Here is a 12285-nt window from a genome sequence, read left to right as displayed (position 1 = left end):
ACTGTTGTTTTAAAACTTAATCAAATAATCCTGCACAGCCTCTTCATGGGCAGGCCAATCACCGTTGTAATATCACCCTCAACAACTCTCATAAACTCATTAGCCCTGCCCTGAATGGCATAACCTCCAGCTCTACCCATCCATTCATTAGTATTTAAATACTGCTCTATTAAATCATCACTTAAATTATCCACCTTTACAACAGCCCTTTCAATAAAACCAATCCAGCTGTCGTTCTTCAAAACCGCCACACCTGTCAGACAGAGGTGTTTTCTGCCACTTAAAAGTTTTAAAATCTCTCTTGCATCTTCTTTATTTTTTGGTTTTCCGATAATCCTATCATCAACCATCAAAACAGTGTCAGCACCAACCACATCCATCCCATTTTTATAAAACACACTTGCCTTCAAGTAGCTTACACGCAAAAGAAACTCATATATTGATTCATTGTTAAATCTTTTTTCATCCACATTCGATACTTTAAAAACTACATTCCTTTTGCATTTTCTTAGGAGTTTCCTTCTTGCTATTGATGCAGTTGCAAGAATCAGCATACAAAATACTCCTCACTTATACGCTCAACATACTCAAATATACCCAAAACCCTTTCATAGACGCTATCAATAGAAAAAATCTGCTCTACAAACTCCGCTTTTTGTTTATCAAGCTTTAAATCAAACCCACTTAATCGCAACATATTTGCAATTTTTGATAGATAGAAGTAATAATCAAGTAATTCTTTTTCTATCAATTTCAACCCTATAGCCTTTTTTAACAAATCCACATTTGTTGAAGGATAAAAGGCACATCTATTTTCAAAGCATAACGCCTGAAGTAAAAATTCTATATTGGTAAGCCCACCAATAGAGCTTTTAATATCAAAACCCTCACCCTTATTTTCAATGATTTTTTTTAGCATGGAGTAGATCTCGCACTTTTTAGGGGGATTACTAAAAATAAAATCTCCATATAAATTTTTCACAATTTGCCCATCAAAACCGCTATAGATAATATCCGACTTCAACGCTGCCTGCTTTTCCCAGCCTGAGGCTTCTTTTTGAAAGTAGTTTTTAAGAAAATCAACATCAACCACAAGCATTCCTTTTTCACCATACGGTCTCAATCTCAGATCAACATCGTATAGAAGCTTGAGTTTTTTTATAATCTTTTGAACAACGCTGATATAATTAAACGCATCTTTTTTGCATAAAAATACTATATCAAGGTCGCTACCTTTAAAAAGCTCACCCATTGCTAATTTACCATATCCAATCACAGCAAGCTCTGAGTTTTTATCAAACTCCCTAACTGTATCCCTGACATAGTCTATGGCAATTTGTGTATATCTTTTCAAATCATTATGCCTGAATGAACCATCCATAAGCTTTATAGCAATATCAAGCTCAACAGCAGCTTTTCTCTCCTCAGCTGAATAATTCGATATATCAAAAGGGGCTAAAAAGTAATCTAAAAGAAACGGATGCTTCAAAAAATATTCACCAAAATCAATTATTAGTAGTTTTATAAAAACCTCAAAGAGTTTTTTGTTTTCAAATACAGAGGCAATATAGGCAGGATTGAGTTTTTCAAAAAAGCCTGCAACCCTATCAAACCTGTTGAGTTTAACTGCTACCAAAAAAGCTCTATCGTATATCCCCTGGATTGTTTCATCCTTAATCTCTGCTGCCAGAAACTTCTTTATTCCACTTTTGATCATATTGGCAGTGGTTTTTACATCATCAACGCCACTTTCAAACAAAAAACCTTCCAAATCATCAATCTCAGAAAAAACAGGCAAACCTCTATCAAGCACAAAAATCTTCTTAAAGACATCATGCACAAATTCGGTATCATTTTCATATTTTTCTATAAAATCATCAACTGTTGTATCCATTTTCTTTGCCAACTGTTTGAGGCGTTTTCTATCCGTTGGTAATTTCTGCGTCTGTTTTTCATCCTCAAGCTGCAATTTATGCTCAATTCTTCTTAAAAAAAGATAGATATCCTTTAGCTTCTCACCTTCTTCTAAAAAACCCAAACTCTTTAGCAAAACAAGCCCATCAACGGTTGATATATGTTTAAGCCTATCAAATTTAGCACCAAAAATAAGCTGAAAATAGTTAAGAATAAACTCAATCTCTCTAATGCCCCCCCTGCCTTTTTTAACATCGATCTTTGCAGGATCGATTATGCTTTCAACAGGCGTTTGTGTATACTTTTTAATCTTAAACAGCAGGCTTCTAATCTGATCTATATACTCAATATCTATCGATTTTCTATAAACAAAAGGCTCAATTCTTTCTTTAAACTCCTTTGCTACCTTTTCATCCCCTGCAGAAAATCTTGCTTTAACTAAAGACAGTCGCTCCCATGGCTGACCAAATGTTTCATAGTAGTTTTCATACTGGTCTATACTCATCGACAGCGGATAGGCATTGCCCCCGGGTCTTAGCCTGACATCCACTCTGTAAACAAAACCACCCTCTTTATTTGCGGATAGAATTGAGACAATATGTGCTGCAAGCTTATTGTAAATCTCAGACTTTTTCTTTTCCTTGTGAACAAACAATAGGTCTATATCGCTTGAAAAATTTAGCTCTCTATTTCCCAGTTTACCCAGACCAATAACACAAAAACCTTTTTTATATTCACTATTGAGTTTTAGCTTTGAGATAGCAATATCAACAGCAGACTCAATTAATGCATCAGCAAGATTGCTTAGCTCCTCTAAAATCTCTACAAAATCGCACACATTGATAATTTCTCTTGTTGCAATCCTTAGATACTCCCTTTTTCTGAAATATCTCAAAAGATATTCCTGTTTTTTTACATCTCTGGCTGATTTGAGAAGTTCACTTATTTCTTTTAAGTAAACATCCTTTGTTTTCAACTTCTCAAGTGTATCTTTCTCTATCAACCAGAATAAAAGCTCTGGATTGTTTATCAAAAAAAGAGACAGTGTATTTGATTGGCAGAAAATACCAAACAGTATATCTGCAATTACGGGAAAACTTATAATCAGTTCAAAGACAGTGGATTTTGCTGTTGAATTCTTTATAAAGTCATCAAAGTAGGAGATTGCTTTGTCAGGCTGGGCACACCTTTCAAAAGCCTTTAGAAAAACAGAAAGGGAAGCCTCAAGCTCCCATTTTAAACCATATACAGATGTTATGTGAAGTATAATGCGGTAGGCCCGTTTTTTATCCTCAAAAATATCTATAAGCTGCTTTAGTTTAACAGCTCATCACCTCTAAAATCTCACTTCCTGCTCAATTCTCTTTTTGAATGCCTCTGTTGATTCCACTTCTTTTTTCTCAGGCATCAGTTTGCCCTTAAACAGAAGCAGGATTGGAGATGCAATAAAAATCGAGGAGTAAGTTCCAGAAATTATACCCACAAGCAGAGCAAAAGACATACCCTTTAGCGCATGACCACCAAACAGAAATAGTGAAATAACGACAAACAGCGTAGTGCCAGCTGTTAAAACGGTTCTGGATAATGTTTCACTTATACCTCTATTTATAGCTTCTTCGTTGGATAGATTCCTGTTCTGTCTGACTTTTTCCCTTATTCTATCAAAAATAACAATTGTATCGTTTACAGAATAACCAACTATAGTAAGAATAGCCGCCACAACATCCAATGTAAACTCATATCCAAATAACGATAAAAATCCAACGGTAATCAAAACATCGTGAATCAAAGCAACTATGGCTCCCACAGCAAACCTGTATTGAAATCTAATCGTTATATAGATCAAGATAGCAAGCAGCGATAAAACAATAGCTATAATTCCCTTATCCCTGAACTCCTTGCCAATCTTTGGGCCAACCATATCCACTTCCAAAATTTTATAATGACTTCCAAATACGGGATCTAAAAGCTTTTTTAATACAGCCTCGATGCTTGATGTGGTGGATGATGTTGAGACCTTGGTATAGATAATAAACCTCTTATTGGACGATCCAATATTTTGAATCTTTGAATCTTTAAATATCTTTGAATCCTTAATGGCATCTCTTAGTTTTGTTATCTGGATGGGTTTATCAAAGGCAAGCTGAATAGATGTGCCTCCTTTAAACTCTATTCCAAACTTAGGGCCTTTAATAACCAAATTTCCAATGCCTATAATGATAAGCAAAAGCGATAGTGCCGCAGCTACCTTAAATTTTGAAACAAAATCTATGAAAATATTTGGTTTGACAATCTGAATCATGGCATTCTCCTAAATACTTAACTTTTGTGGTCTGAATTTATAAAGCACAATATCAAATACAGTCTTGGTAAATGTTACGGCTGTAAAGATATTGGCAAGTAATCCTATTGCCATCGTAATTGCAAAACCCTTAACCGGTCCTGAGCCAAACTGATACAAAATCAAGGCTATAATCAATGTAGTAATATTTGCATCAAGAATCGTAATAAACGCCCTATCGTATCCTGTGTTTACAGCATCATGCACACTGCGGCCGATCAACAGCTCTTCCCTGATCCTCTCATAAATAAGCACATTGGCATCAACGGCCATTCCCACCGTTAAAGCAATACCTGCAAGGCCTGGCAAGGTTAATGTTGCATTAAGCATAACCATAGCTCCAAAGATAATCACAATATTTAACGCCATTGCAACATCGGCAAGCAAACCCGATAACCTGTAGTAAAAAATCATAAAGATAATTACTGCCAGAGCTCCAAAAATCATTGCCTTTTTGCCCTTTTCTATCGATATCTTACCCAACGATGGCCCGATTGTAACTTTCTGTAAAATTTTAACGGGGGCTGGCAATGACCCACTTCTTAGAACAAGTGCTAAATCGTGCGCTTCTTCAAGTGTAAAATTACCAGTAATCTGACCCCTACCGCCACCTATTCTACTTTGAATTACAGGTGCTGAATAGATAACATTATCAAGCACAATAGCCAATCTCTTACCTATATGGGTTGCTGTAAATTTAGCAAATATCCTGGCACCTTCAGAATTGAGCTCAAATGCCACATAGGGCTGATTGAGTGTGCCACCAAATCTCACAGAGGCGTTTGTTATCATATCACCTGTAATAACAGGCTCCTTTTTTACTACAAACGGTATTTTTGTGACTTCTCCAGTGGTTGGATCCCTTTTGATTTCATATAAAATTTCATCATCTGGTGGTAAATTGCCATTTAACGCATCTGCAACACTGACAGAGTCATCAACAAGGTGCAATTCAAGCCGTGCTGTTTCACCAAGTAATCTTACCGCCCTGTTGGCGTTTTTAATACCTGGTAGATCGACGACTATATGATCCTCTCCAGCTCTAACAACTGTAGGTTCTGTCACACCAAACTGATTTACCCTGTTTCTGATTACACTTATAGCCTGCTGAACAGCTTCCTCTTTTATTTTTTGAACAATCTTCTGTTTGAGTTTAATTACTATAGGATTGTTATCAGACACAATCTGATAATTGGGGAGATTTGACATAATAAGGTTGATGGCTCTTTGTAAGTCTTTGCTATCGACAAGATGAATCCTTATGCTGCCATCACTGCCCGGTATCACCTGATCAGCTGCAATTTTTGCGTTTGTTAAAGCCTGCTGAAGATTGTTTGCCGCCATTGAAACCTTTGCAAAAACAGCCTTATCAGTTTCAACACCCAGAACAAGATGCATTCCACCTTTAAGATCCAGTCCTAAATTGATTGTATCTGTGGGCAAAAGATTGCCAAACAGCTCAGAGATATATTTTGCATTCTTCTTGCCAACAATTGTAGGCAGCGTGTATGCGCCAAATATTGCAACGATGATTAATACAATAACAAGTTTAATCCAAGTAGAAGTTTTCATAGCCTACCCCTACTGTTTTGACATTACACTATTTTTTGAAATTTTTATGTTAACTCCATCTGCTATTTCTATAACAAAATTATCCTCATTAACCTTTACAATAGTGCCATAAATGCCACTTGAGGTGATAATCTTATCTCCCCTTTTAAGCGATTCTATAAACTCCTTATGCTTTTTTCTCTGTTTTTGCTGGGGCAGAATCAAAAACACATAAAAAACAACGATAATTAGTAGCAGTGGAACAATCTGTGCAATCATGCCTGGCTGATGTGGACTGCCTGCAGCATATGCAGCTGGAATTAGATCAAACATAAACCCTCCTTACCTTCTTCCAAGTAAATAAAAAATAACCGTTAGGATTATACTTAAAATAATGCTTGTTGCAAGTGGAAAGTAAAATGTGAAGTTTCCTCTTTTTATGACAATATCACCGGGCAACTTGCCAAAAGGGAGTTTCGTTATCTGCGGAAGATAGGCTACAACAAGCCCCATAACGATAAATAAAACACCTATAATTATCAACATCCTACCAAACTCGCTCATAACCGTCCTCCAACAACACAACTGCATAGGCACTAACACCTTCACCCCTTCCTTCAAAACCCAGCAATTCTGTAGTAGTGGCCTTTACATTAACCCTATTTGAATCTATTTCTAATGCATTTGCTATATTTTTTTCCATGGCCTTTTTGTAAGGTGAAATTTTGGGTTTTTGCAAAACAACAGTAGCATCAATATTTTCCACAAAAAAACCAGCCTCCTCTATAGCTTCTTTTATCCTTTTTAGAAAAAATAAACTCTTTATACCTTTATACTTTGGGTCTGAATCGGGAAAAAGCTCACCAATATCGCCCATTCCCAAAGCTCCAATTAAGGCATCACATATAGCATGAACAAGGCAATCTGCATCCGAATGCCCGATTAAGCCGTATTCATAATCGATACATACACCACCCAAAATCAACGGATATCCTTCAGAAAACCTATGCACATCGTATCCAAAGCCTACCCTAAAAGACATCTGACTATTTCTATATCCTCTTTTGTAGTAATTTTAATATTTGTTCTTTTACCTTCCACTACCCTTACGGAGCCGAAATATTTTTCCCACAATCCAGCCTCATCTGAATAATACTCACCCTTTTTAGTAGCCTCTTCCATAGCCTCTATAAGCTTTTTTCTTAAAAAACCCTGAGGCGTCTGGGAGATAAAAATCCTGCTTCTGTCAAGGCTATACAACGCAAAGCCGTTTTCCACATGCTTTATTGTTTCAAAAACAGGATAGGCGCAAATAACAGCCTCATAATCTTTTAAAGCATCTATCAGTCTCTGCACAATGGCTTTATCTATCAGGGGTCTTGCTGCATCATGAATTAAAACATACTCGCTTTTTAAAGCATTTATACCGTTATAAACAGAATCCATTCTCTCTTTTCCGCCTCTTGTCACTCCAACACCATCGCCGTATCTGTTTTTTACAAACTCAACATCCTCTTCTTTAACCACAACAACCACATCGCCAAACCCTTTTAATAATTCAACGCTATAATCAAGCACAATTCTATCATCCTTAATTTTAGCAAACTGTTTTTTTGCACCAAATCTATTGCCACTGCCTGCAGCAACAATAACACTACCGATATTCATTCTAAAACCTTAAATTTTCTGAAAGCATCCTCCATTGCTTTATCGGTAATCTGTGTATAGATCTGGGTGGTCGTAATTGAGCTGTGCCCCAGCATCTCCTGCACGGCTCTTAGGTTTGCACCGTTTTCAATCAAATGCGTGGCAAACATATGTCTTAATTGGTGTGGATGGATATCATAGCCTTTCTGCCTGAATTTCCTTTTTACTATCTTCCAGATCCCTTGCCTGCTAAAAGGTCTGCCCCTGTTTGAGATAAACAGAAAGTCAGTTTCTAAAGCGCCTTTATAACGGGATCTCTCATTTAAAATATAGCTTTTCAGCTTTTCCAGTGTTTTTAAAGCCACCGGCACAAATCTCTCCTTGCCACCTTTTCCCTTAACCTTTATAAAACCTGCATCAAATATTATATCCTTCACCCTCAGTGATACAACCTCAGAAATTCGCAAACCACAGGCATACATAAGCTCTATTATCAAACCATCCCTTTTTGAATCACAAACAGATGCAATAACCTCAAAGGGTATGTAATAAGGCGGTTTTCTGTTGTGCCTGATATTTTTTAATTCAACCTCAAAATCGATTTTGCCCTCTTTTAGCAAAAACTTCAAGAAAGAGCGGATAGATGAAAGCTTTCTGTTTATCGTTGCAGGTTTGTAATCCTTCAAAAAAAGCTCATCCACAAAACCACTGATATTTACCTTATTAAAATCCATATCGCTAAAAAAGACAGCAAACTCCTTTAAGTCTGCCATATATGAGGCTATTGTGTTTTTGCTTAAACCCTTTAGCTTTAAATGAAAGATAAACTCATCAACAAGCTTATCTATAGCCATATTTTTTCAAAATAGCTTTGATTTTATCTGAATAATCCTTTTTAGAAACAATACCTATACTGACATGCTGTTTAAAAAGTTTTTTTGCAAAATCCCTAACATCCTGATAGCTAACACTATTTATCATTTTTGTTGCATAAATCCACGGCAGATCTTTAACGCCTCTCATATATGAATCAGACAGTGCTGCTGCAATAGATTGAGGGGTCTGAAGCGAAATATACTTGCTGTTTATAAAAAACTCTTTTGCTGTCTCAACCTTTTTGGGCGTTATATATTTATCAAAGGCTTTTATATCCTTAAAAATCCTATCTATTGCATCAAGTGTAAATTTATTTTGTGTTTGCAGTCCTATAACAAACACACCACCATCCGGTAATGGATAGTTAAAAGCAAAAACAGAGTATGCGTAGCCATGAAGTGTTCTGATGTCATGCGGCAAGAAGGCATCTAAATTTCCTGCAAGCAGATACGAAAGAATCTTTGCCACATAATACTCTTTTTTGCAGCAACCCACAGAAGGAAACGCTATGTATATGTAGCTCTGCTTGGTTGGTTTTACAATATCTTTAACCACTGAGCTATCGTTAAATTGGGTTTTTTCAAATGTAACAATATTTTTTGCAGGCTTCAAAAAGGAAAAGTAAAGTCGTATCTTATCAACAATATTTTTATCTACATCTCCACTGACAGAAATCACCATATTGTTGGATCTGAAAAATTTATCTGCAAAAGCTTTAGCATCTTTAGCAGTCGTTGCTTTCAAACCCTCAATAGTGCCAATGGAGCTGTGAGATATGCTTTTTTGTCTTATCAGCCCTACAAAAGCTGCATGAATTGCAAGGTAATCCTTATCGTTAAGCAATGCCTTTTTGCTATTGATCGCCTCTGTTTTTACCTCTTCAAAATTCTTCTTATCAAAACGCGATTTTAATATTTCACTCAAAAGACACATCATCCTGTCGAGTTTACTTTTCTCTACCACAGCAGAAATCGTTATAAACCCCTTTGAAACAGATATTCCACTGACAATGCCCGCCTCATCAAACTTTTCTTTTAACTCATCATAACTCAAATGCTTTGTATCGCAATTTTCAAGTGATTTTGCTGTAAGATAAGCCTCACCAAATTTGCTTTTTTTATCAAAGATGCTACCAGCCTTAATCTTTATGTTCACACAAACAAGCGGCAAACCCTTTTTTGGATAGATGCGGTATGTTAAAGCGTTGCTTAATGTTCCTTCAATAAGTTCAGCTTTTGCACTAAACCCGATCAAGAAAAATAGCATCAAAAAAAATACGATTTTTCTCATCTTAAACTCCCCCTGTAGGCTGGCAAAGCTGCATTAAATTTAACCTTTTGCGGAATGAGATATACATCGGTTTCTTTTGTTTGAATAAAATACTTATTTGCCACCTTTATAATCTCTGCTTTGTCTATTTTATCTATAATCTTCATGTAGTTTTTATAATAATCCAACAGACCAAATGCAGCATAAAACGCCTCGTTGTAATTACTGCTGCCCAATGTTTCGTTTGATAAAAGATAATCCATCTTTGCCTTCTGTTTTGCTATTACTATAAGCTTATTTGGAAAATTGCCCTTTTTGATCTTCTCCAAAACCTTCAAAATCGCCTCTCTTGCATCCTTGAAGCTGTATTTATCCGATATATCACCAAAAATCTCAAATAAACCCTTATCGTAAATCCTGCCTTCATTGCCACCATCTATCGAAGCAAAAATATGCTCTTTTCTAACAAGTTGATCATACATAAGTGCTGTTTTGCTATCAAACAGGATATAGCTTATAACATCTAAAACAGGTGTATCTTTATCATAAATTGGTGGAATCTTAAAAGCCATTGCAATTTTTTTAAATTTGGCTGGTTTTGTAATATATGCAATCCTTCTTCCAAGCTGCACAGGTTCTTTTGTTATGTGCCGCACAATCTTCTTTGGTTTTAAGCCCCCAAAAATATCTTTAATCTCATCAATAGTTTTTTTGATATCTATATCACCGCTAACAACCAAAACAGCGTTATCAGGTGCATAGTAGTGCCTGTAATAACCTCTTAACTCATCAATTGTATAATGCCTTATATCGTATGCAAAGCCGATAGGTGTCCATCTATAAGGTGATGCTTTATAGGCGATGTTGTGAAGCGTAAAATACAAAAAGCCGTCTGCGTTATTGTCTATACGCCAGAGCCGCTCCTGATAAACAACGCTGCGCTCTTTCAAAAACTTACTCTTTTCAAGATTTAAATGCTCCATATTATCCGCATAAAAACTTAAAACATCACTCAAAGCCTTCTTTGATATCGTCGTAAAATAAATCGTATAATCAAACGATGTCTGGGCGTTATCGATGCCGCCGTATCGTGTCGTAAGTTTATCGATATAGCCATCAGGATGATGTTTTGCCCCTCTAAAATTCATATGCTCAAGCATATGAGAAATCCCTGTGATGGAGTTATACTCATCCACGCAGCCAACCCTGTAGATAACCGTCACATTGACAATAGGCAGAGAACTATCCTTTCTCAAATAAACCTCAAGGCCGTTTTTTAATTTAAAATGATTGTAGTTATAGGCAAAAGCATCGACTGAGAAAAAAATAAGCAACAAAACTACAATCAGCCTGCGCATACAAAACTCCCTATCATCGATGTGCTATTGCCAAAGTTAACCTTGGGTGGTTTGGTTTGAGCTGGTTGCACTTTAAAATATGGATACGGTTTCAAGCCCATCCTGTCAGCTATGATATTTGCAGGAATAGAGCGAATCGTGGCGTTGTAAATTTTAACAATATCGTTATATCTCTTTCTTGCAACAGCGATTCTATTCTCTGTGCCCTCAAGATTATCCATTAGCCTTGTAAACTCCTCATTGGCTTTAAGTTGCGGATATTGCTCAACAATAAGCAACAATCTGCCAATTGCACCCTCTAAATTGTTGCTGGCTTTGATTTCCTCCTGCGGCGTTTTTGCATTGATTAGTTGAGATCGGGCTTTTGCCACATACTCAAAGATCTCCTTCTCATGCTGGGCATAACCCTTTACAACATTAACCAAATTAGGTATTAAATCAGCCCTTCTTTTCAGCTGTATATCAACATCGCTCCAGGCTGCTTCAACCTCCTCCTGCAGTCTTATAAGCTTATTATAGGTCGAATAGTAGTAAACCCCTACAACAATCACCAAAAACAGCAATACGGAAATTGCGGCAAGCACACCTTTCATAAACCTTCACCTCCTGTTTTTCTACCAGCTACCACCAACGCCTCCTCCTCCTGTTGTGCCTCCACCAAAACCACCAAATCCGCCACCCATTCCACCACCGAAGCCACCGCCAAAGGTGTTATCCCAATCGCTTCTGTAGCTACCCCTGCCACCAACAAGTATAAACGGTAAAATCGTTGGTGCAAGAAAAAATAAAACGGCTATCAATAGAAAAATATCAATACTATCTAAACCTCCGCTTTTTACTTTTTTGGGTTTTAGATAACCGGTTAACTTAACATGATAGGCATCGGCAATAATCTTTGCAATTGCCATCGTGCCATTAAAAATCCCCTTATCATACTCACCCTTTTTAAAATAGGGCAAAATATAGTTATCCCTGATCCTGCCAAGCAATCCATCAGGCAAGATCCCCTCCATCCCATAGCCTGTATCAATTCTTAGTTTTCTATCGCCTATATCAACAAGAAACAAAACACCGTTATCCTTACCTTTCTTGCCAATTCCCCACTTTTGAAACATGTCAACAGAATAGTCAAATATATCACTATCAGGCGGCAGTTTTTTTATTGTCACAATGCTAAATTCAACCGATGTTTTCTGCTCAAGCTCCCTTAATAAAATCTCAAGCTTCTTTCTGGTCTGCGGCTTTAAAACAGAAGCAAAATCATTTACAAAACCAACAGGCTGTGGAATTTCGTAAGCAATTGCAGCTATAGCAACAAACAATAACAAA

The 12285-nt window shown here is 36.7% G+C and carries 13 protein-coding genes; all 13 read right to left on the bottom strand.

The window, feature by feature from the left end; all coding sequences use genetic code 11:
• Window positions 1–20: 20 nt before the first annotated feature.
• A complete protein-coding gene (locus tag EK17_RS05580; RefSeq protein ID WP_035588376.1) occupies window positions 21–554 on the bottom strand; it encodes a Maf family protein in 534 nt (177 codons plus the stop codon).
• Window positions 548–2980: a [protein-PII] uridylyltransferase family protein gene (locus EK17_RS05575; protein ID WP_269557962.1), complete on the bottom strand. Its 2433-nt coding sequence runs from the start codon at window positions 2978–2980 to the stop codon at window positions 548–550. The genes EK17_RS05580 and EK17_RS05575 overlap by 7 nt, the downstream gene beginning before the upstream one ends.
• 270 nt (window positions 2981–3250) lie before the next feature.
• Complete coding sequence (gene secF, locus EK17_RS05570) at window positions 3251–4216, bottom strand: protein translocase subunit SecF (protein ID WP_051904459.1); 966 nt, start codon at window positions 4214–4216, stop codon at window positions 3251–3253.
• 9 nt (window positions 4217–4225) lie between these two features.
• Window positions 4226–5827 carry a protein translocase subunit SecD gene (gene secD / locus EK17_RS05565; protein WP_035588372.1) on the bottom strand — a complete coding sequence of 534 codons (1602 nt, stop codon included), beginning with the start codon at window positions 5825–5827 and terminating at the stop codon, window positions 4226–4228.
• 9 nt (window positions 5828–5836) lie between these two features.
• A complete protein-coding gene (gene yajC, locus EK17_RS05560; protein WP_035588371.1) occupies window positions 5837–6139 on the bottom strand; it encodes a preprotein translocase subunit YajC in 303 nt (100 codons plus the stop codon).
• Window positions 6140–6148: 9 nt separating this feature from the next.
• Window positions 6149–6370: a DUF2905 domain-containing protein gene (locus EK17_RS05555; RefSeq protein WP_035588369.1), complete on the bottom strand. Its 222-nt coding sequence runs from the start codon at window positions 6368–6370 to the stop codon at window positions 6149–6151.
• A complete protein-coding gene (gene ispF / locus EK17_RS05550) occupies window positions 6354–6848 on the bottom strand; it encodes a 2-C-methyl-D-erythritol 2,4-cyclodiphosphate synthase (protein WP_035588367.1) in 495 nt (164 codons plus the stop codon). Before ispF ends, EK17_RS05555 begins: the two co-directional genes overlap by 17 nt.
• On the bottom strand, window positions 6833–7474 hold the full coding sequence (gene ispD, locus EK17_RS05545; protein WP_035588364.1) for a 2-C-methyl-D-erythritol 4-phosphate cytidylyltransferase: 642 nt from the start codon (window positions 7472–7474) through the stop codon (window positions 6833–6835). The genes ispF and ispD overlap by 16 nt, the downstream gene beginning before the upstream one ends.
• Complete coding sequence (locus EK17_RS05540) at window positions 7471–8307, bottom strand: tyrosine-type recombinase/integrase (RefSeq protein WP_035588361.1); 837 nt, start codon at window positions 8305–8307, stop codon at window positions 7471–7473. Before EK17_RS05540 ends, ispD begins: the two co-directional genes overlap by 4 nt.
• Window positions 8294–9619, bottom strand: coding sequence for a M16 family metallopeptidase (locus tag EK17_RS05535; RefSeq protein WP_035588358.1), 1326 nt, complete (start codon window positions 9617–9619; stop codon window positions 8294–8296). The genes EK17_RS05540 and EK17_RS05535 overlap by 14 nt, the downstream gene beginning before the upstream one ends.
• Window positions 9616–10956, bottom strand: coding sequence for a M16 family metallopeptidase (locus EK17_RS05530; protein ID WP_035588355.1), 1341 nt, complete (start codon window positions 10954–10956; stop codon window positions 9616–9618). Before EK17_RS05530 ends, EK17_RS05535 begins: the two co-directional genes overlap by 4 nt.
• Complete coding sequence (locus EK17_RS05525; protein ID WP_035588353.1) at window positions 10944–11549, bottom strand: LemA family protein; 606 nt, start codon at window positions 11547–11549, stop codon at window positions 10944–10946. The genes EK17_RS05530 and EK17_RS05525 overlap by 13 nt, the downstream gene beginning before the upstream one ends.
• Before the next feature lie 21 nt (window positions 11550–11570).
• Complete coding sequence (locus EK17_RS05520; protein ID WP_198018151.1) at window positions 11571–12284, bottom strand: TPM domain-containing protein; 714 nt, start codon at window positions 12282–12284, stop codon at window positions 11571–11573.
• Between the last annotated feature and the right edge of the window lies 1 nt (window position 12285).

This window comes from Hippea jasoniae (genome assembly GCF_000744435.1).
GTDB lineage: Bacteria > Campylobacterota_A > Desulfurellia > Desulfurellales > Hippeaceae > Hippea > Hippea jasoniae.
Note: the sequence above shows the minus strand (reverse complement) of the source record. Positions and strands in the feature narration are given on the sequence as shown.

Bases quoted from the DNA above. Each gene is read 5' to 3' on its own strand.
- EK17_RS05580 (WP_035588376.1), bottom strand. From the start codon at position 554: ATGCTGATTCTTGCAACTGCATCAATAGCAAGAAGGAAACTCCTAAGA.
- secF (WP_051904459.1), bottom strand. From the start codon at position 4,216: ATGATTCAGATTGTCAAACCAAATATTTTCATAGATTTTGTTTCAAAA.
- secD (WP_035588372.1), bottom strand. From the start codon at position 5,827: ATGAAAACTTCTACTTGGATTAAACTTGTTATTGTATTAATCATCGTT.
- yajC (WP_035588371.1), bottom strand. From the start codon at position 6,139: ATGTTTGATCTAATTCCAGCTGCATATGCTGCAGGCAGTCCACATCAG.
- EK17_RS05555 (WP_035588369.1), bottom strand. From the start codon at position 6,370: ATGAGCGAGTTTGGTAGGATGTTGATAATTATAGGTGTTTTATTTATC.
- ispF (WP_035588367.1), bottom strand. From the start codon at position 6,848: ATGTCTTTTAGGGTAGGCTTTGGATACGATGTGCATAGGTTTTCTGAA.
- ispD (WP_035588364.1), bottom strand. From the start codon at position 7,474: ATGAATATCGGTAGTGTTATTGTTGCTGCAGGCAGTGGCAATAGATTT.
- EK17_RS05540 (WP_035588361.1), bottom strand. From the start codon at position 8,307: ATGGCTATAGATAAGCTTGTTGATGAGTTTATCTTTCATTTAAAGCTA.
- EK17_RS05535 (WP_035588358.1), bottom strand. From the start codon at position 9,619: ATGAGAAAAATCGTATTTTTTTTGATGCTATTTTTCTTGATCGGGTTT.
- EK17_RS05530 (WP_035588355.1), bottom strand. From the start codon at position 10,956: ATGCGCAGGCTGATTGTAGTTTTGTTGCTTATTTTTTTCTCAGTCGAT.
- EK17_RS05525 (WP_035588353.1), bottom strand. From the start codon at position 11,549: ATGAAAGGTGTGCTTGCCGCAATTTCCGTATTGCTGTTTTTGGTGATT.